Annotated in this window: 22 protein-coding genes and 1 other RNA gene; 11 read left to right on the top strand and 12 right to left on the bottom strand. The window is 44.1% G+C overall.

Translation table 11 applies throughout. The annotated features are described in order from the left end of the window. The first annotated feature begins 18 nt into the window (after positions 1–18). The 5 genes from AC58QG_RS12175 to serS all read left to right on the top strand — a co-directional run bounded on the left by AC58QG_RS12175 (position 19) and on the right by serS (position 4,654). Positions 19–333, top strand: coding sequence for a hypothetical protein (locus AC58QG_RS12175; RefSeq protein WP_497362299.1), 315 nt, complete (start codon positions 19–21; stop codon positions 331–333). Positions 334–361: 28 nt separating this feature from the next. Next, positions 362–994: a hypothetical protein gene (locus AC58QG_RS12170; protein WP_497362298.1), complete on the top strand. Its 633-nt coding sequence runs from the start codon at positions 362–364 to the stop codon at positions 992–994. Positions 995–1,037: 43 nt separating this feature from the next. Next, positions 1,038–2,063, top strand: coding sequence for a tetraprenyl-beta-curcumene synthase family protein (locus tag AC58QG_RS12165; RefSeq protein WP_497362844.1), 1,026 nt, complete (start codon positions 1,038–1,040; stop codon positions 2,061–2,063). Between the two features lie 36 nt (positions 2,064–2,099). Further along, on the top strand, positions 2,100–3,068 hold the full coding sequence (gene pfkA, locus AC58QG_RS12160) for a 6-phosphofructokinase (protein WP_497362297.1): 969 nt from the start codon (positions 2,100–2,102) through the stop codon (positions 3,066–3,068). Between the two features lie 302 nt (positions 3,069–3,370). Further along, positions 3,371–4,654, top strand: coding sequence for a serine--tRNA ligase (serS, locus tag AC58QG_RS12155; RefSeq protein ID WP_497362296.1), 1,284 nt, complete (start codon positions 3,371–3,373; stop codon positions 4,652–4,654). Between the two features lie 57 nt (positions 4,655–4,711). Here the strand turns inward: serS and AC58QG_RS12150 are convergent, their stop codons facing one another. The 7 genes from AC58QG_RS12150 to AC58QG_RS12120 form a co-directional block, all read right to left on the bottom strand. After that, on the bottom strand, positions 4,712–5,668 hold the full coding sequence (locus AC58QG_RS12150) for a D-2-hydroxyacid dehydrogenase (RefSeq protein WP_497362295.1): 957 nt from the start codon (positions 5,666–5,668) through the stop codon (positions 4,712–4,714). 146 nt (positions 5,669–5,814) lie between these two features. Beyond that, a complete protein-coding gene (locus tag AC58QG_RS12145) occupies positions 5,815–7,008 on the bottom strand; it encodes a putative glycoside hydrolase (protein ID WP_497362294.1) in 1,194 nt (397 codons plus the stop codon). A 183-nt stretch (positions 7,009–7,191) separates the two neighbouring features. Further along, a complete protein-coding gene (locus AC58QG_RS12140; RefSeq protein ID WP_497362293.1) occupies positions 7,192–7,425 on the bottom strand; it encodes a Sec-independent protein translocase subunit TatA/TatB in 234 nt (77 codons plus the stop codon). Positions 7,426–7,550: 125 nt separating this feature from the next. Further along, positions 7,551–7,745: a hypothetical protein gene (locus tag AC58QG_RS12135; protein WP_056616326.1), complete on the bottom strand. Its 195-nt coding sequence runs from the start codon at positions 7,743–7,745 to the stop codon at positions 7,551–7,553. 130 nt (positions 7,746–7,875) lie between these two features. After that, a complete protein-coding gene (locus tag AC58QG_RS12130) occupies positions 7,876–8,697 on the bottom strand; it encodes a YitT family protein (RefSeq protein ID WP_497362292.1) in 822 nt (273 codons plus the stop codon). 151 nt (positions 8,698–8,848) lie between these two features. Beyond that, a complete protein-coding gene (locus AC58QG_RS12125) occupies positions 8,849–9,526 on the bottom strand; it encodes a DUF4247 domain-containing protein (protein ID WP_497362291.1) in 678 nt (225 codons plus the stop codon). Positions 9,527–9,586: 60 nt separating this feature from the next. Beyond that, the gene (locus tag AC58QG_RS12120) at positions 9,587–10,123 is read right to left on the bottom strand and encodes a DUF4178 domain-containing protein (protein ID WP_497362290.1); all 537 of its coding nucleotides are present in this window, start codon (positions 10,121–10,123) and stop codon (positions 9,587–9,589) included. A 285-nt stretch (positions 10,124–10,408) separates the two neighbouring features. Here AC58QG_RS12120 and cshA point away from each other — a divergent pair, with 285 nt between their 5' ends. Then, the gene (cshA, locus tag AC58QG_RS12115) at positions 10,409–12,031 is read left to right on the top strand and encodes a degradosome RNA helicase CshA (RefSeq protein ID WP_497362289.1); all 1,623 of its coding nucleotides are present in this window, start codon (positions 10,409–10,411) and stop codon (positions 12,029–12,031) included. 61 nt (positions 12,032–12,092) lie between these two features. Here the strand turns inward: cshA and AC58QG_RS12110 are convergent, their stop codons facing one another. Beyond that, positions 12,093–12,179, bottom strand: a complete 87-nt coding sequence (locus AC58QG_RS12110) for a YjcZ family sporulation protein (RefSeq protein ID WP_246320394.1) — start codon at positions 12,177–12,179, stop codon at positions 12,093–12,095. A 208-nt stretch (positions 12,180–12,387) separates the two neighbouring features. Between AC58QG_RS12110 and AC58QG_RS12105 the strand changes: the two genes are divergently transcribed. Together AC58QG_RS12105 and ssrS are read left to right on the top strand one after the other, a co-directional pair. Beyond that, entirely contained in the window at positions 12,388–13,224 is an 837-nt protein-coding gene (locus tag AC58QG_RS12105; protein WP_497362288.1) for a YesL family protein, read from the top strand. 49 nt (positions 13,225–13,273) lie between these two features. Next, a non-coding RNA gene (gene ssrS, locus AC58QG_RS12100) (6S RNA) lies at positions 13,274–13,455 on the top strand. 90 nt (positions 13,456–13,545) lie between these two features. Here the strand turns inward: ssrS and xylB are convergent. Continuing rightward, positions 13,546–15,078 carry a xylulokinase gene (gene xylB / locus AC58QG_RS12095; protein ID WP_497362287.1) on the bottom strand — a complete coding sequence of 511 codons (1,533 nt, stop codon included), beginning with the start codon at positions 15,076–15,078 and terminating at the stop codon, positions 13,546–13,548. Between the two features lie 302 nt (positions 15,079–15,380). Here xylB and AC58QG_RS12090 point away from each other — a divergent pair, with 302 nt between their 5' ends. Both AC58QG_RS12090 and AC58QG_RS12085 read left to right on the top strand, forming a co-directional pair. After that, complete coding sequence (locus AC58QG_RS12090; protein ID WP_497362286.1) at positions 15,381–16,727, top strand: Nramp family divalent metal transporter; 1,347 nt, start codon at positions 15,381–15,383, stop codon at positions 16,725–16,727. Between the two features lie 147 nt (positions 16,728–16,874). Further along, positions 16,875–17,264, top strand: a complete 390-nt coding sequence (locus AC58QG_RS12085) for a DUF1499 domain-containing protein (RefSeq protein WP_497362285.1) — start codon at positions 16,875–16,877, stop codon at positions 17,262–17,264. A 48-nt stretch (positions 17,265–17,312) separates the two neighbouring features. Here the strand turns inward: AC58QG_RS12085 and tpx are convergent, their stop codons facing one another. Then, positions 17,313–17,831, bottom strand: coding sequence for a thiol peroxidase (tpx, locus tag AC58QG_RS12080; RefSeq protein ID WP_497362284.1), 519 nt, complete (start codon positions 17,829–17,831; stop codon positions 17,313–17,315). A 167-nt stretch (positions 17,832–17,998) separates the two neighbouring features. On the opposite strand from tpx, the gene gltC reads away from it, so the two are divergent. Continuing rightward, positions 17,999–18,883 (top strand): glutamate biosynthesis transcriptional regulator GltC, encoded by an 885-nt coding sequence (gene gltC / locus AC58QG_RS12075; RefSeq protein ID WP_497362283.1) that lies wholly within the window; start codon positions 17,999–18,001, stop codon positions 18,881–18,883. Positions 18,884–18,935: 52 nt separating this feature from the next. Here the strand turns inward: gltC and AC58QG_RS12070 are convergent, their stop codons facing one another. Then, positions 18,936–19,625 carry a zinc metallopeptidase gene (locus AC58QG_RS12070; RefSeq protein ID WP_497362282.1) on the bottom strand — a complete coding sequence of 230 codons (690 nt, stop codon included), beginning with the start codon at positions 19,623–19,625 and terminating at the stop codon, positions 18,936–18,938. A 22-nt stretch (positions 19,626–19,647) separates the two neighbouring features. Continuing rightward, positions 19,648–20,088: a MerR family transcriptional regulator gene (locus AC58QG_RS12065; protein ID WP_497362281.1), complete on the bottom strand. Its 441-nt coding sequence runs from the start codon at positions 20,086–20,088 to the stop codon at positions 19,648–19,650. Positions 20,089–20,245 lie beyond the last annotated feature (157 nt).

Here is a 20,245-nt window from a genome sequence, read left to right as displayed (position 1 = left end):
GCAAGGAGGTATAGAAGAATGAACAGCTATTTTCAGTATGATGAAAGGCTCGGCATTGCGATTCCCGTTCTGGAATTGGAATGGGACATGTATGATGCTGCCGTTCGCATAGATCTCTTACTTCAGTGGGAACAAATTCGAGGCGTTATCCCGGATAGGATTATCAAATTGGAAGCACAAATCATAGAAAAGCAAAATAGACTCGATAAGGAAGACGATTTTGTAACCTCTTGCCGTTTAAATTCCGATATTGCTGACTTGGCTTCAATCATAAATGATCTTCATCTCTGGTTCCGTACGAATCAGGATTTGGAATCAAAAACCCACCATTAATGGTTGTCAACGAAGGGAGAATGACTGCATGCATAGCAATAAGGATGGGAATAACTGGCTTGGAACGATAGCGAAACCACTTCTAGAGCATCTCCCGGCACTTTATCCAATTGAAGAGTGGGATGTTGCGATGGATGCACGGATTGAAGCGCTCTCGACTTCGTTGATTACGGAAGGCAGCCCTGAGCAGCTGCCCTATGGTTTAGCTATCAAAGCAGGACTCTTTCTTCTAAATGAAAGTCTCGATAAATCGCACGATATTGCGCAGGAGATTACGAATGCTACGGGAAGCTACTGGCATGCGCTCATGCATCGGATGGAAGGCGACTATAGCAATGCGAAATACTGGTTTAATGATGTTGGTCATCATCCTATTTTTTCTAATTTAATCCAATTTGTTAGAGATAATCTATCGCTCAAGGACTTCATTGAATTGGAAAATGAAGCTCTTCGCCATAAGCTTGAAGTACTTGTAACATCGCCAGTTTGGAATCCATATGTATTTATTGATGTGATTGAAATTCAGGTGTCGCTTGTGCAGAATCCAACCGTAGACAGTTGGCTTCGCCAAATACAGCGATCTGAAATGCAGTTGTTACTTCAATTCTGCTATGAACAAAGTTGTGGAGGAAGTTTACTTGAAGCCATTGGCCAGAAGTAGGATTAGGAGCCATGCAAAAGTTCCGCAAGGCCCCGTCCGATTAATGATCAGTGTATATCGCTATATTTTGCCAGCAGTCAATGAACAATTGACCTTATGGAAAACCAAAGCAGCGAATATTCCTGATGAAGAGCTGCGTACCCAGGCACTAGCCAGCATTACCACTAAGCAATTCCATTGCCAAGGAGGAGCTGTTTATGCAGCTGCTCATTTATCGATGCGTCATGTGCTGATCCCGCTAATTGTCGCATTCCAGTCGATTAGCGATTACTTAGATAATTTATGTGATCGCAGCACCTCGCTAGATCCATTGGATTTCCGGCAATTGCACCAATCGATGCTGGATGCGGTTGATCCTGCGAAGCCTCAGCAGGATTACTATGCGTTTAGAGCCGAGAAAGATGATGGCGGTTATTTATCAGATCTTGTTCAGCAATGTCAGACGTCGATCAGCCAGATGCCCTCGTATGTGAAAGTAGCTGATCAAGTCAAAGAATTCGTAGGCTTATACTGTGATTTGCAGGTGTACAAGCATATCCGTAAGGATTTGCGTGAGCCTCAGCTGCATCAATGGTGGGATAACCATCACCATAAGTATCGCCAGATTGATTGGAATGAGTTTGCCGCCGCAACAGGCTCAACATTAGGCATGTTCATGTTATTTTTGGCTGCATGTGACCCCGTTCTGACGGACAAGCAGGTGGATGCTATTCGGGAAGCTTATTTCCCTTATGTGTGTGGACTTCATATCCTGCTTGATTATTTGATAGATCAGGAAGAAGATAGTGAAGGTGGAGACCTGAATTTCTGTACTTACTATGACTCGTTAGATACAACCGTGGAGCGAATCGCTTTCATTGTTGAAGAGGCGAGATCTAAAATTTTGTTCTTGGAACATCCGAGATTTCATCGTATGATAATCGAAGGTTTGCTTGCTCTCTATTTATCTGACCCTAAGGTCAACAGTCAACACCAAGTGAAGAAAATTTCAAAGCGTCTGATGAAAAATAGTCCTCTTACAAGGCTCTTTTTCTGGATAAATAGCATGTACATCCGTACGACATCATGAATGTCATTCACAAGAATTATGAAGGAGGAAATTAAAATGTCAGCAGTAAAATCAATTGCGGTTTTAACTAGTGGAGGAGATTCTCAGGGGATGAATGCAGCTGTTCGAGCGGTTGTTCGAAGTGCATTATACCATGGGCTCGAAGTGTATGCCGTTCAACGTGGTTATCAAGGTCTCATTAACGATGATATTCGTAAAATGGACTTGCGCAGTGTAGGTGACATCATTCAACGTGGAGGTACGATCCTTCAAACGGCTCGTTGTAAAGAGTTTATGACGCCAGAAGGTCAACAAATGGGCGCTGAGAACTTGCGCAAACGCGGAATTGATGGCTTGGTAGTTATTGGTGGGGACGGTTCATACCAAGGGGCGAACAAGCTTAGTAAGTTAGGTATCAAAACGATGGGTCTACCGGGTACGATTGATAACGATATCCCGTTCACTGACTTTACAATCGGTTTTGATACAGCGGTTAGCATTGTCGTGGATGCGATTAATAAACTGCGTGATACCATGACATCACATGAGCGTTCATCGGTTGTCGAGGTTATGGGACGTCATTGTGGTGAAATTGCCCTGTATGCGGGACTAGCAAGTGGTGCTGAAACCATTATTGTACCAGAAGTGCATGTTGATATTACGGAAGTCGCTAACCGCATGAAGGATAACTTCAACCATGGTAAGCGTCATAGTATTATCCTTGTAGCTGAAGGAGCAGGAACTGGCGAGGGTATTGCTAAGAAGATCACGGAAACGAACGGCATTGAGCCACGTGTTACCGTGCTTGGTCATATTCAACGCGGAGGTGCGCCTACGCACAACGACCGTATTTTGGCAAGCCGTTTAGGTGATTTTGCTGTTCGTAAACTCATGGAGGGTGATTCTTCCAAAGCTTGCGGCATCATCAAAGGTGAGCTTGTGGCAACAGATATCGATCTTGTTGTGAACACGAAACGTACCTTTAACATGGAGCTTTATGAATTGGCTAGCCGTTTGTCACAATAAGCCTAAATTCGTGAATGAGTATTGATCTTCATTCATAATTCAGCTATAATAGCGAACAACGTATACATCGACATCATGTCTATGAAGAGCATCCAACTCGGAGACGTTCATGATCGGAAAGATCTTAGGGTCTTTCTCTAAATAAACCGGCACCGCCCGTTATCGCGGAACCAAGCGGATGAATGACAGATCATGTCATCATCAAGTTGGGTGGCACCGCGAGCAGAACGCTCCTCGTCCCAATCGGACTGAGGGCGTTCTTTGTCTTTTTCACACATTCGAAGAGGAAGCGGTGACGGGAAATGCTGGATATGAAATGGATTCGTAACAATCAAGAGCAAGTGAAAACAGCGGCTACTCGAAAAGGGGTAGCATGCCATGTTGATGAACTGCTCATCGTCGATGAGAAGAAAAGAGAATTATTAGGGCAAGTGGATCAACTTCGAGCTGAGCGCAATCGAGCATCGGAGCAGATTGCTACCTATATGTCGCAGAAGAAGGCTCTTGAGGCAGAAAGCTTAAAAGAGCAAGTTCGTGGCTGGAATCAGAGCTTAGCGGTATTGGAAGCGGAATTGAATGAGTATGAACAAAGGTTCAAGGCGCTCATGATGAAGATACCGAATCTAGCCTCGCTGGATACGCCAATAGGTGCGAGCGATCAGGAGAACGTAGAACTGAAGGTCGTTGGGGAAAAGCCCACTTTTGAATTCGAGATGAAAGATCATTTGCAGTTGGGTGAGGCGCTAAACATGATCGATGTCGCTCGGGGCGTCAAGGTTGCTGGCAGCCGAAATTACTATCTCAAAGGGATGGGGCTATATTTGCACAGAGCTGTTCAGCAGCTCGCCATAGACTTGTTAACAGATCGCGGTTTCACTGTGATGGATGTACCGCTAATGGTGCGGGAGGAAACTCTGCTGAACGCTGCCTTCTTTCCGGCAGGCAAAGATCAGACCTACGAGCTTCATGATGACAATGCCTGGTTAGTAGGAACTTCGGAAGGTCCATTGATTTCGTATTATGCTGGAGAGATTGTCGATCTAGCGGAGGGACCGATTCAGTTAGCCGCGGTGTCGAATTGCTTTCGGAAAGAAGCGGGTTCGGCAGGCAGAGACGTAAGGGGACTATATCGCGTTCACCAATTCGCGAAAGTGGAACAAGTGATCCTTTGCGAGAATAGCGCAGAGGTGGCTGATCGCATGCTGCAGCAGATTACACAAAATGCCGAAGATTTACTTGCTCTTCTGGAACTACCGTATCGAGTTGTCGCGGTATGTTCGGGTGATATGGGTGCCAAAAACTACAAGCAATTCGATATTGAAACTTGGATGCCAAGCCGCGGAGCTTATGGCGAAACACATTCGTCGTCGAGCCTGCTTGATTTTCAAGCAAGACGGAGCAATCTGCGTTATCGGGATAAAGAAGGCGAGTTGCGCTATTGCTACACGCTTAACAATACAGCCGTTGCATCGCCGCGTATCCTAATTCCTTTGCTTGAAAATCATCAACAGGCGGATGGCTCGATTTATCTACCTCCTGCACTTCGACCGTATATGCGGGGAATCGATGCAATTACGGCTCCATAAATGAAAAGCACCTTATCCTAAGTAGTACAGTCGGATAAGGTGCTTTTCTCATTCGTTCTAATAACCTTCTGCTAAGTCCACGACATTGATCATATCCCCACCATCGAGCATCGCGCGCAAATTGTGATAGAAGATCGAGGATACACGATCCGTATAATGCTCGGATGACCCTGCGATATGAGGGGTGAGGATCACATTCTTCATGTCCCATAGTTGTGAAGTGGCAGGTAACGGCTCTTGTGCAAAAACATCCAACGCTGCACCAGCAAGCTTACCTTCTTGCAAAGCTTGGATCAATGCTTCTTCATCGAGGACATCCCCGCGAGCCAAATTAATGAAAAAGGCATTCGGCTTCATAAGCGCTAGGTGCTCTTTTTGCAAGAAGCCTCGCGTTTTCACCGTACTTGGAAGCAGTACAACGATGAAATCGCTTTGTGAAAGCAGCAGCTGAAGCCCATCTTCACCGTGAACAGTCGTATCGAAGGCAGCTTGTGGTGTCCCTGAACGATTGAGGCCGATGACCGACATATCGAACGCTTTGGCTTTGCGAGCAACGGCTTCGCCGATGGCCCCAGCCCCGATAATGCCAATCGTTTTACCGTGCAATTCACCAAAGCGAACTTGATTGTCCCACACGTGTTGCTGCTGATTATCATGGAGTAAATTAGCTTTCCGAACCCATTGCAGCATAAGACTCAGCGCGAATTCACTCATTTGAATGGTGTGAACACCCCTGGCATTCGTGACAATCACTTGACGTTGATCGAGCTCTGTAAGAGGCAACTTATCGACGCCAGCGGATAAAGTTTGCACCCATTTCAACCTCTTGGCTCGACTGACAATGTCAGGGTGCAATCGACCTGCTGAGATGATCACATCAGCATCAGGAATTAGGTCGCCGGCATCCTTTGAAGAAGAAAACCAATGAAACTCGGAGCGTTCCTTCAAGTCTTGCGGCATTTGCTCTTGCATAGAAGTTAAATTCATACCTGTTACGGCTACTATTTTCAGCACGTCATCACATCCTTACTAATTTTTCGAAATGAATACCTACAATGATAAATGAAATGGAAAGCGAAAGTAAACTCCTATGCTAAGTCAAAATACCCTGAGAGCTCATTAGCCCTCAGGGTATTTACATTTTCGACTTTTAAAAGCTTTTAATAGCTTACGTTAGCCGTATAGTTATTGTTGGCATTCCACAGCAGATACTCGTTAATGCCATTATCTTTCAAAGCGCGAATTTGTTCGTCTAACTCATGCTTGCCGTATTTGATATAGCCTGGCACCCATGATGCGGTGAAGTCCTGTATCCAAGGACGGACAACCGGCTTCCAGCCCTTCTTATCAATCTCTTCAAGCTTCTTAATCGTATCCTTGGAGGCGCCATTGATGGTGGCGTAAGGTGCTGCATCAGGCACTTTGGAACCGAACCAGCCCGTGCTGTAATGACTCGGATAAATCATCGGAGCAATAACGTCAACATTCTGTGAGATTTTCTCGAAATCTTGACCAATACCTTCGGCAGCTGGAACAGAAGCCGCATAACCAAATATATCAACAGACACGCGAACACCTAACGGTGTTAATTGTTCTCTCGCATATTTCACGAAAGAGGAGACAGCATCAATCCGTGAACGCTCATCCTTGGTATACTTCAGAATGTCTGCTCTTTTCTCGAAGCCTTCTGGGAATCGGACATAATCGAATTGAATTTCTTTGAAGCCTGCTTTGACAGCTTCTTTGGCAACAGCAATATTGTAGTCCCATACTTCTTTGTTGTAAGGATTAACGAAGCTATCAGGAGGGTTCTTTCCATTCCCCCACAATGTGCCATCTGGATTAATGAAAGATAATTCCGGTTTCTTCTTGGCAAGAACCGTGTCTTTGAAGACGACGATACGTGCAATTGGATAAATGTTATGTTCTTGAAGTGTTGTCATCAAGCCTGGCATATTGCCAATAATTTTCTGTGTAGTTCCCATCGCATCAAGCTCAGGATTACCTGTTTCCCATGTGATATAGCCCCAATCATCTTTTACATCGATAACCATGGCATTCAAATCGGTATCATCAAGTAGCTTTACAAGCGTATTGAGTCGTGCGCCGCCTGCACTATGAGCAGTGGAGTAGATTCCTTTCACAACAGGGGCATCCTTCTGTGGATCTTGCTTGTTGATAGGTGCGAGTGGATCCGTTACGTCCGTTGGTGTAGTAGGCGTTGCTGGTTGAACGATAGCTACTGCATTCTTCGCATCGAGTGATGCCTGCACAAGCTGTTCAAAGCTGGCATCCGGGTTAGCGGCCGTAATATTGCCCATGATGAGGGCAAGTGAAGCAAGTAATATTTCCATGATGTATAAGTCCACTCCAATCCATGTTTCTAGCTTCATTATAAGGCAAGCGGGAAACTACGCACAGAGGAAATTTGTAGGCTTTTGTAGAAGCTTGTATGAGTAATTTGGCATATGAGGAACACAGTCTTGAGTAGGACAAAATGAAAAACACCCAGAAGCTAGGCCTCCAGGTGCTTGGACTTACTTATTTACTTGTCCTGATTCACTTTTGGATACTTCAGGGTTAATTTCTTTCCGTGCGATCGTAGGTTGATCATCCGTGGATGAGTTGCTGCCGTTTCCATTTGTTGCATCTTTGAACTCGCGGAACATTTTGCCAAAACCTCGACCAAGCTCAGGCAGTTTATTCGGCCCAAACAAAAGTAGGGCAACAATCGCAATTAGAATGATGTGCCAAGGAGATAAAGCTCCCATTCCAGACACCTCCAGTAAAATTTAGGTTAGCTTCATTATATCATGGACTTATCATAACCCATATAGCCTATTTATTACAATTTTAATAATATTGACAATGAAATTGCATGCAAAAAAAGACACCCTCAGTGGTACAGGGTGTCCTTATGATGTTCCGAAATGCTGAATTGAATAATTTCCATGACATCTTCCGCTGCGAGTGCCTCTATACCGAACCGGAGTACGATCTCGGATTCCAACTCATTGCTGGTTAAAGAGGGATACAACTCGGGCGTTAATTTCATTACAATCCTGGATAATTTGACTGTCTCCACAAGCATCACCCTTCCAATCAGAAGATTAGAATAAGAACTACGCCTGAACCTACCATCGATGAAAACCAGAACTATATGAAATTACATTCATTATAACACAATTCAAACTGGAATAAAGGGGCACTTGGCTGATTTATCACTTGGGCTTTCGAAATTCCCCTACAACACCTACTGTTTCCACAATATTTACGAACGCTTTTGGGTCAATTTCTTTAATAATTCGCTTTAATTCTACGAGCTCATATCGCGTAGTAACCGTCATAAGCATATCATGCTGTTGTTTCGTATAGGCGCCTTCCGTTTTTATTAAAGTCACTCCTCTGGGGATCATGAGCAGCTTATTAATAATGGCATCCTTGTGCTTCGTGACAATGAACGCGGTTACTTTAATATGGCGGATATGTATCATATCGACAGTTTTCCCGCTTATGAAAATGGCTAACATTGAAAATAAGGCGAGGTCCCAATTATCTTTAAAATAGCCGAGCGCGACGATGACGATACCATTCATCGAAGAGAGGATGGTGCCCAGAGGGAAGTCGTATTTGCGGGTTAAAATCAAGCCGACAATGTCAAATCCACCGCTGGAACCGCCAATTCGGAGTGTGATCCCACTCCCGATACCGATAAGTACACCGCCAAAAACAGCGCCTAACATCGAATCTTTAGCAACGAAGCTCATGGGAATAATTTGCATCATCCATGTTGTGAGAACAACGGATGCCACGCTGATCATGATAAAACGTTTTCCAATGGAAACGAGACCCCAGATCATTAAAGGCATGTTAAATAATAAATAAAGAAATCCGATATTGTAGTCTGTGAAATAACCAATAATCATGGCAATTCCTGAAACGCCCCCGCTAAGCAGTTGATGGGGAATAAGGAACATATTGAAGCCGACTGCGACAAGCAGTGCGCCAACTAGAATGATTAGAACATCTAGCGCCTTTTTCAAAACAAATCACCTCTAGAATAGTATGCAGCATATTGCAAGTATAATTCATTCTTATAAAACTGCAATCATTATTTAACCAGTGGATAATTAATGATGAGAGCATGAAAAAAGCTGTGTCCAAGTTATGGACAACAGCTTCATAAGACATTATTTATCGGCGTTTAAAGGAGCCCGTTTTTTTGGTCGTACTTGGTTTGCTCGTTGTTGGCTTCGTTACTTTATTCGGTGTCGAACCATCATTTTTACGCGTCGAGGAGGAGCTTCCTGAGCTTGGATTCGCTGCACCACTCGTGAAGCCTCCCGTTCGATCAGAGGTAGTTGGCTTCGTCTCCTTGGAGGAACCTGTCGTCGGTGTTGTTCCTGTTCCCGACGTGTAATTCGGTGTCTTGGTGTAGCCGCGGTAGTCATATCCTCTGTTATTCCAACCCCCACCAAATATGGATTGCAGCAGCGTGGCTGTTAAATAACCTTGTAGGAATGAGGAATCATAATGGCTCTTGGCATATTCTATACTATCGAGTTGAACTAATGTATTTTTATTATCGCTGGGATCCTTCTGGATGTTGATAACCTTGTCCTTATAAACAAGGAACATCTGGTCCTCAGATTCCTTACTCTTCTCTTTGGGGGTTTCTTTGGCAGCTAGTTCATTCGCAACTGTAGGCACATTCTTGCCTTCAACAGCATAAACCTTGGACATATTGCTTCCCTTGCCATCAACGCTTACTAACGGATATTCATCTTTGATATAACGTCCGGCATCAGCACCACATGCGGTAAGAAGAGCGATAATTAGTATGAAGGAAAGCCATGAAGTCCATCTCTTCATTGTCTGGTAGTCCTCCTTTCCGATACTTCCGAAACTGATTCAATGATAACATAGCTTTGTCTAAGGCGTCGATTTCAAAAATTTAATTTGATTCCCTGGTGTACGTTCTCCTTCTAAGGCTACAAATTTACCATCCTGCCATTGAAGGAAGAAGAAGCGCTGGTCTGGTCCGAAATATCGCCAGAAAATAATATCATCGCCGCTTCGGAAATCCGTGTTGCCTTCTGTTCGGGAAACATCGTTGCGATGAAATTCCAGATCGAAAGTGACATCTCCGTCCAGCTCTAATCGAGTAGGTACGTCATTTGGATCATCTAGAGCTCCTTCTATAAAGCTGCAGAGGAAGCAGTCATAGGTTCTGCCTTTTTCCACAATCAAACACTGAATATTTTTACCGCTTTGTAGATAATAAGCATAACGATGTGGAGCAAAGCCGCGGTCAAAGTAAATGACTTTACCGGAGATCACATATTCCTCTAAGTCTACATTGACAATGTCGCCAACACGCGCATCTTCAAGTGGATTACCGAGGGATGCCGTTGTAGGTGGTTGCTTTTGACTACGAAGAATGTTGCTAACACGTTTAAATATGGACATAAGAACTCTCCTCTGTACGTTTCCGTTTTATTGTTCTCCCCTTTAATACGAGTTGCTTATTCATTCGGTTTCGTTCGAATCGTTAAAAGTAGCCACTGGCAATGTATGCATCACCTGTGCTATAATATTTTAGATGTTCTTAAGGGCGGCCAGTTGGATCATGGAAGATGACGAATCGAAAGTGTATTCCACCAAGAAACTATAGAGACGGATAGGAAGTCGTACTTAAGGGTAAAAAAGATACAAGGCATTAGCCTGCCCTGTACAAAAGGAGATTGAATTTATTTGAAAACATTTCAGGAGTTTGGTTTAGACGCATCGGTACTACGTGCGATTACGGAAATGGGCTTCGAAGAGTCCACACCAATTCAAGAGAAAACAATACCATTGGCCATGGATGGCCGTGATTTGATCGGGCAAGCACAAACAGGAACTGGGAAAACAGCAGCATTCGGTATTCCACTAGTTAACAAAATCAATGTAAAAGAAGAGCGCATTTCGGCTTTAATCATGTGTCCAACACGGGAACTTGCCATTCAGGTTGCGGAAGAGATTGAAAAACTCGGTCGTTTCAAAGGCATTCGTTCTTTGCCAATTTACGGTGGACAGGATATCGTGAAACAAATCCGCGCTTTGAAAAAGAAGCCACAAATCATTATCGGAACGCCTGGACGTCTTCTAGACCATATTAACCGCAAAACAATCAAGCTTGATGATGTTCAAACGGTTATCTTGGATGAAGCGGATGAAATGCTTGACATGGGCTTCATGGATGATATCCAATCTATTCTCAAACTAGTTCCAGCAGAACGCCACACGATGTTGTTCTCTGCAACAATGCCGACGAACATTCAAAAATTGGCACAACAATTCCTTACAAACCCAGAACACGTTTCGGTTATCCCGAAACAAGTTAGTGCTCCTTTGATCGAGCAAGCTTACATTGAATTGCATGAAAAACAAAAGTTTGAAGCGCTTAGCCGTTTGATCGACATGGAAGCACCAGACCTAGCAATTATCTTCGGACGCACGAAGCGTCGGGTAGATGAATTGGCAGAAGCTCTTCAAAAAAGAGGGTATGCTGCTGAAGGACTTCACGGTGACTTGTCCCAAAATCAACGTGATAACGTAATGAGAAAATTCCGTGATGGCAGTATTGATGTCCTAGTTGCAACAGACGTTGCTGCACGTGGACTAGATGTATCTGGCGTTACTCACGTAATTAACTTTGACCTTCCGCAAGATCCAGAAAGCTACGTTCACCGTATCGGCCGTACAGGTCGTGCAGGTAAAGAAGGTACAGCTTGGACTTTCGTAACTCCAAGAGAAATTGATCACCTTCACTTTATTGAGAAGGTTACACGTCATAAAATCAACAAAAAACCTTTGCCAAGCGTAGCAGAAGCGGTTGAAGGTAAACAAAAAATGACAGCTGAGCGTATTTTGGATATGCTGCAAAAAGAAGAGCATTCCGAATTTAAAGGCTTAGCAATTCAAATGCTTGAGCAATACGATTCCGTTAACTTGCTTGCAGCAGCGATGAAGCTTCTAACAGGTGATAAGAAAGATCTAAATATCGAACTGACACCAGAAGATCCGATTCGTGCAAGAAAGAAAAAATTCGATGTTCGCAGCTCAGGTAGACGTGTTGGCGGTGGATACGGTTCAGGATCAGGTTCAAGCGATCGTCGTCAAGGCGGCGGCGGATACGGTGGATCAGGTTCTGCAGGCAATTCATCCAGCGGTGGCTCACGTTACCCACGCAAGGATAGCAGAGACTATGGTTCAAACAGAGAAGGCGGAAGCAGCTCAACTTCAAGAAATCGTGAATACGGAAGCAACAACTCCGGAAACCGTGATCGCTCCAGAGCGCCGCGCAAAAGTGAAGATACACTAGTTAACAAATAAAATTACACTATAAAAAGCGGAGATCCTCAGGATCTCCGCCTTTTTTCAACTTATATATAGATTAAAGGACAAATGAGCTAGTGATGATAACTAACAAGATAAAGAGGACCAAAATTGCACCTGCGGATGTTCCAACTGGATAAGACATAGTATCAACCTCCTGAATAAAGATTTGGGGGTGGTGCGACTAGACAATACTATATTATGTAAAAGTACCTATAACGTCTAGACGGCTACCTATATCATGCAAAATAGGCTATAATTAAGTACATATACAAATAAGACAAGTTTATTGTCTTGCCAGTAATAAACAACGTAGAAAGTTTCCTGAAGGAAACGCTAAGGAGGAAGCAGTTTTGGAGTTTAAGGGAGTTATGGGAGGACTGTACAGAATATCGGAGTGGATTATGCGGTTATCCGTTATTAATTTGCTTTGGATGCTTTGCTCGATTCCGGTATTCTTTTTCCTCTTTATGGGGTTAGTGAGTCAAACGCCGGACGCGTTGAAAGCTACGTTGCCGATTCTTGCAGTTTTGGCACCGTTTACTTTATTTCCCGCGACGACCGCTATGTTTGCAGTAGCTAGGAAATGGGTGACCGGAGAAGAAGATGTTCCATTGTTAAAAACATTTTTCCGTGGATACAAAGATAACTACCTGCAAAGTATGCTTGGCGGGATATTCTTTGTCTTAATCTTCGTCATTATTGCGGTGAACTATTTCTTCTATTTGAAGCAAGGCAGTTCGTTGAGGGTACTAGCGGTCCTATTTATTGCCTTCACCGTCATCATGATTATTGCTTTGTTTAATTTCTTCTCGATTATCGTACACTTGCACATGAAAATTTTTCAAATTGTCAAAAATTCAATTTTAATTACAATTGGTAATCCAATCAGTTCAATTGTTCTACTTATTTGTAACGGTGTTATTGTTTATATTTGTTTAACGAAGTTCAATTTCTTCTTAGTTGTGTTCTTCATGGGAGCCATTGTTGCAACGTTCTCGTTCTGGCAGTTTAACAGAAGCTTTACGAAGCTTCAGACGAAACAGCAGGAGTTGGAAGAGAAGGAACAGCAGAGACTTGCTGAAGCAGAAGCGGCTGAAGAAGAAAATGCGGATGTAAATGAGTCTGATGAAAACCATTCTCCGATTAGCCTGCATAAAAAAGATGAGAATGACAAGACTAGAGATTAATCCTACCAGTTGATTATCAGCGTGGTTGGATCTATAATAAGAAAACAGAAGAAATCTGCGATGCTCGTAACGGTTTTAAGTTGTTTTAAACCAATGACTGTTTCTAGGGAGACCTATATTGAAGTGTGGCTGACATGCCCTCGAAAGGGGACCTCAAATACACCTCTGCGGACACCCACCTGCGAGAGCGGGTTTGAAGCACCAAAACCGGACGGCATAGGCGGGTTTCTTCGAATAAAAAAGAGGTTGAACAGGTGTACTACCTGCTCAACCTTTTTTTTATTTCATATGAAAGAATATCCTTCGAACGACCTCGCTTTTTTAATTTTGCTCGGCAAGATCTGTTAACTGATGGAATGTGCTTTGGAGTGTTGGATAAAGGCTGCGATAGACTTGGTAATAGGCCTCATACTTCTGTTGGTTTGCTGCATTTGGCTCTACACGGTCTGTGACTTGAATCCAATCTTCACATAGCTTAGTGATTTCAACTTGCGTAACGCCGGAAGCTGCCATAATCGCTGCACCGTAAGCAGGTCCGTCGGTAGAGTTGACCGTTACCACTGGGATTCCGAAAATGTCGGCAATCATTTGACGCCAGAAAGGACTTCTAGCGCCTCCTCCGTTAACACGAAGCTCTGTTACTTCAATACCGGACTCCCGAATTAATTCCATGGAATCGCGAAGACCGAAGGTAATGCCCTCTAGTACAGCCCGGGTCAAATGTGCTTTCCCGTGCCTTAGGTTAAGTCCAATGAAAGCGCCGCGTGCCTTGGGATCAGGGTGTGGCGTCCGCTCACCAGATAAGTAAGGAAGGAACAATAGACCTTCGCTTCCAAGTGGAGCTGTAGCTGCTTCGTCTGTCAAAATCTCATACACATCTTTGCCTTCTTGCTGTGCACGTTCAAGCTCTTCACTAGCAAAGTGATTGCGCCACCACTGGAACGAGCCGCCAGCGGCCAGCATCACACCCATGCGGTGCCACTTGCCTGGCACGCCGTGACAGAAGGAATGAAGCCTGAATGCTTCATCTGCCTGGTAGGTGTCGTCGTGAACGAAGACGACACCGGAAGTGCCGAGCGCCACCGAGGCGATGCCTTGGCGTACGACGCCAACACCAACGGCGCCGCAAGCTTGGTCGCCGCCGCCAACAACGATTGGCGTGCCCGGGGCTAGGCCGGTAAGCGCTGCTGCCTCAGGCAGCAGGTGCCCAGCGATGTCGCCGGACTCATAGAGCGGCGGCAGCCACTCGAGCGGGATTTCCAACCGTTCCGCGACGGTTTGGGACCAGCTGCGATTGGCTACATCAAGCAGCAGCGTGCCGCTTGCGTCGGCCATGTCCATGCCGAACGCACCCGTCAGGCGCAGCCTGACGTAATCCTTCGGCAGCAGCAGATGCCGAACTCGTGAGTAGTTCTCCGGCTCATGCTGCCGGAGCCAAATGAGCTTGGGCGCGGTGAAGCCGGTCAGCGCCCGATTGCCTGTGAGGCGGCCGAGCTCGGCTTCGCCGACGGTCGCCTCGATGTAAGCGCACTGCTCCGCGGTGCGCTGATCGCACCAGAGCAGCGCAGGCCGAATGACCTGCTGCGCCTCGTCGAGGAAGACCGACCCGTGCATCTGGCCGGAGAAGCCAACTCCCGCGATAGTTGCGGCTTCGACGCCAGTGCTCGCTAAAAGTCCGCGGATACCAGCGATGGTGGCTTGCCACCAATCTTCAGGATCCTGCTCAGCCCAACCTGGATGAGGTTGGTGCAGTGGATATGGAACGGAATGTGAGCCAATGACAGTGCCGGCTTCATCCACTAGAATGCATTTAATGGCAGAAGTACCTAAATCTAAACCCATAAAATAAGACATGAGGATCACCCTTTTATCATGAAGTATGGTTATTGCTTCGATATTCTTTGTTTGTTTATTGAATATACAAAGATAACTTATTCAATGTATTCGCTCAAGCCTTTAAATATCCTTCTTTTTTGCTCTTTTTTATTTGAATTTTTGTGTAGTGTAAAAACTTGTCTAAAAACTTTCCTCAGGGAAAAATAATTTCATTGGAACATAAATGTTTACCTGTAGCATAAGCTGAGGATATGTAGTATACTTCAATTAAAAGTTTCCCTAGAACAACATTATTGGTCTTGTGAAAGAAGGGTTAAGCTATGGATGTTGCATTGAAAAAACCGGATCAGGAACCTAGTGGATGGCGTAAAGATTCCTCCGCGCCAAGTTTACCTGAAGTTCATAATAGTATGAAAGTACCTAAAAAAGCGGGCTTCTTTCGAAAGCTGCTAGCCTTTGTGGGACCTGGATATCTCGTCGCTGTCGGTTATATGGATCCAGGAAACTGGGCAACAGATTTGGCGGGAGGTTCACAATTCGGCTATACACTGCTTTCTGTCATTTTAATTTCTAATCTAATGGCTATTCTCTTGCAAGCTTTATCTGGTCGTCTAGGCATCGTGACAGGTCGAGATTTGGCGCAAGCGTGCCGTGATCATTACAGCAAGCCAGTTTCTTATGTACTATGGTTTCTATGTGAGCTTGCCATTGCTGCTTGTGATCTAGCTGAAGTCATCGGTGCCGCAATTGCTTTGCAGTTATTGTTCGGGTTGCCGCTTATCTATGGTGTGATTCTGACTGCGTTAGATGTTATCTTAGTGCTTATGCTTCAAAAGAAAGGCTTTCGTTATATTGAAGCGATGGTTATTAGTTTAATTGCGCTGATTATGGTTTGTTTTATTATGGAGCTTATTTTCTCCCAACCTGAATTTGCAGCTGTAGCTGCAGGTTTCATTCCAACAACTGAAATTGTTACGAATCCAGCTATGTTATATATTGCACTTGGTATATTGGGTGCTACCGTAATGCCGCATAATTTGTATTTGCACTCATCGATTGTTCAGACCCGTCAAATTGAACCTACGATCGAAGGAAAACGCGAAGCAATCAAATTCTCAACCATTGACACAACAGTGGCCTTGATGCTCGCATTATTCGTTAACGCGGCGATTCTCATTCTTTCGGCGGCAGCTTTTCATTCGGCAGGAAAAGAAGTAGCAGAAATTCAAGATGCTTATCATCTCCTCGGACCCATGTTAGGTACGGGAGCAGCAAGTATATTATTTGCAGTAGCACTCTTGGCATCCGGTCAGAACTCGACGCTTACTGGTACACTTGCCGGACAGATCGTTATGGAAGGCTTTCTTAACATTCGATTAACGCCTTGGTTGCGCCGGTTAATTACACGATTAATTGCTATCATACCCGCGGTTATTGTGATTGGAATTTATGGGGAAAGTGGAGCTACGGATTTGCTTATTCTCAGCCAAGTTATTTTATCCTTACAACTATCATTTGCAGTAATTCCACTCGTTACGTTCACATCGGATCGTAAAAAGATGGGTGTGCTAGTTATACCGAAGTGGATGGCCGTTCTGAGTTGGTTTGTAGCCATTTTAATCGCAGGATTAAACGCGTATCTGCTGTATAGTACTTTTTTTGGATAAAAATGAATAGATTCATGAAAAATCGGGGGAGTTGTCCCTCGATTTTTCATTTACCTCTTTTTCTAAAGCCTAAACAATGGTATTATAGAGAATAGTGTTGAAATGGCAAGTGGTCTACATGCACTTCATTGAAGGGGGAAAGGGCTTTTGCTAAAGAGAACTTTAATCGGATTAGTACGTAGTCATGAAACGACAGGGGAAAAAGCTAGAGATCCTTTACTTAAAACTAGATATTTTAAGCTGCCGAAGGAGCAAGTTTGGGAAGAGGTAACAGCTGTATTAAAGAAAACACCTGGTTACAAGCTTTTACACGAGGTCCCGAATGTAGGAGAAATTCTTGCTGAGCGCAGAACGGTGACTGGGAGAACTCAAGACGTAACTTTGACCTTGTTTGCCATTAATCCTGTGAAAACAGCTGTTGATATTTATTCAGCTTCACGTGGTTCTATGGGGGATCTTGGATCCAATTATCGTACAATATTAGATATTTATAGACAATTAGACCGTAAGCTTGCTTCATATAAAATCGATGGATAACAAAAACAGCAGGGAAGCTTGGCCTCCTTGCTGTTTTATTTGTGTGGATTAAACTAATTTTTTAACAGCTTCAACAGCTGCTTCATAGTTCGGGTGAGCCGTCATTTCGCCAAGGTATTCAACGTATTGAACAGTGTCATTAGCGTCGATAACGAAAATTGCACGCATATCCAATTGGATTTCTTTAATTAGTACGCCATATGCTTCGCCAAAGGATTTTGTTTTGTAATCGGACAATGTGATTACTTTGTCGATGCCTGCAGCACCGCACCAACGAGCTTGTGCGAAAGGAAGATCAACGCTGATTGTAAGAACAGCAACATTGTCGCCTAGGCCAGCTGCTTCTTCATTGAAACGACGTGTTTGTGCATCACAAACGCCTGTGTCCAAAGAAGGAACTACGGAGATCAATTTTACTTTACCTGCGTAATCAGCAAGTGTAACTTGTGTCATCAAATCTTTGTTAACTGTGAAGTTAGGTGCTTTGTCACCTACTTTGATTTCGGGACCTACCAAAGTGATAGGATTGCTTTTCAGGGTAGCAACACCAGTACGTTCTTGTGCCATTGAATGTTTTCCTCCTTTATTATCCATGCTAAATAACAACTCACTTATTATAAGCTTTTTCCAGATAAGTTGTCCAATTGTTGCTATAGAGCTATAATCGGAGTCAAAGAACGCGTTTCGTTTGGTCAATTTAGTCATCAAGTAGTGAAGTCGGGGGATTTACTCACGTGGAATTAAGACAATTGCAATATTTTGTGAAGGTAGCTAGAAAGCAACATGTGACCCAAGCGGCGGAAGAATTGCATGTGGCGCAATCTGCGGTTAGTCGGCAAATTCATTTGCTGGAAGAGGAGCTTGGGGTCGAATTATTTGTTCAAAAAGGCCGTAATTTACATTTGACCTCTGTGGGGCATTTGTTTCTAAGCAGGGTTGAAGGCATTCTCACGGACTTAGAGCGTGCGGTGGGTGAAATACACGAGTTTCTCGATCCAGAAGCAGGTGAGATTCGTATTGGATTCCCGCACAGCCTAGTCATTAATTTACTTCCAGCCGTTGTCGCGGCTTTTAAGAAAAATCATCCCAATGTGAAGTTTCGATTACGTCAAGGTACATACACGTCTTTGATTCGTGATGTATCGAAAGGTGAGATCGATCTTGCCTTTATTTCTCCTTTTCCAGAATCACACGAGCATGTGACAGGTGAGATATTGTTGACGGAAGAGCTGTACGCGATTATTCCTTCCAATCATATTCTTGCAGACTACACGTCAATTCGGCTCGAACAGTTGAAGAATGAGCCCTTTGTTATGTTTAGTGAAGAATATACGCTGCGTACAATTGTGATGGAGGCTTGTCACAAGGCGGGCTTCGTACCTAAGATTGAGTTCGAGGGTGAAGAGACGGATACAATTCGAGGTCTTGTTGCCGCGGGTATGGGTGTCAGCTTGCTCCCAGCAATGGCTTTATTGGAAAGTGGTCAAACGCAGCCTGTTAAGATTCGTGTGACGGATCCGCAAGTTACAAGGACAGTTGGATTGATTTGTCGTAAGGATGTGAAGCTGCCACTGGTGGCTGAGGTGTTTCGGCGTTTTCTATATGAATATTTCAAATAAAAGAAGCTCTCCTATCAGGTGCCTTAGCATCCGAATGGGAGAGCTTTTAACTTTAGTCGTCGTTATTGCGGCCATTGAAGATCATAATATATTTCAGAAGCTCAAGCACAGAGATTAATGCCGCGGCCACATAGGTTAATGCAGCAGCATTTAATACCTTAGCTACGCCACGTTCTTCTTCATTAGAGATGAAGCCTTGAGCAACCATTTCATTGCGTGCTCGGTTGCTGGCGTTAAATTCAACGGGTAACGTAACTAATTGAAAAGCTACGGCTACGGCGAAGAAGATAATGCCGAGTTCCAGTAACCAAGGGATACTTTGAAAAAAGAAACCCGCTAGGATCAAGATAGGCGCTACACCGGAAGCGAAGTTAACAACGGGAAACATCTTGTGTCTTGCGACAAGCATTGGATAATGAACTTGATGTTGAATGGCATGACCTACTTCGTGACAAGCGACGGACACGGCTGAGATGGAGCTCTGGAAGTAGACGGGTTCTGATAACCGTACAGCTCGAGCCATTGGATCGTAGTGGTCTGTCAGTGTTCCAGGAACAGCTTCAACCGGTACATCGTATAGGCCGTTAGCATCTAACATTCGTCTTGCTGCTTCGGCTCCTGTCATGCGAGAGTAGACGGGTACACTCGACCATTTGTTGAATGTACCACGCACTCGGAATGAAGCCCACATGGAAAGGCCAAATGCAATGATAATTAGAAAATCCATTGGGTGAAAAAACATAGGGCACTCCTCCGTAATTCAATTATGAGAACGGATTTTTACCTAGAAGGACAATAAGTGCTTCGATACAAGCGGCGGTAGGTTGGGTTAGAATGTGATACAGCTTTTTCAGTTGTTTAGGCTTCAATTGCTGAACTAGTGGGCTAAGCTCTTTGGCTTCCTTCATTAATTGTTCAAGATGCAATTGAAGTGATGTAAGCTTATCTGTCACCGTATCATCGGAGGTCACTTTACTCCATTGTTGTAAATGTACTTTGATTTCCTCTAAGGTATATTTCTCGTTCTTCATCGATTCAATACGTTTGAGTCGATGCAAGGTTTCACTACTGTAAAGGCGATAGTTCGTATCGGATCTCTTCTCTGGTTCGATTAAGCTCAGCTTGGTGTAGTAATCAATGGTTCGAGGGCTTACATCAGCAAGCTTAGCGAGCTCTCCAATTTTATAAAGCTTCTCATTCCCCATGCTAAATTCACCTCTACTCCAATGGTTTGATTTTCTTTCTTCTATATAAACATGATAACTGATAATAAACCGTACAGTCAAACGTGATGCTTCGCAAAGCTGACATTGGATAATGGTGTAAATGGGATGTTTTTTGATCGCCTATGAGCCGAAACAC

The organism is Paenibacillus sp. J22P169 (assembly GCF_059691995.1).
This window is presented reverse-complemented; position numbering and strand designations above follow the sequence as displayed.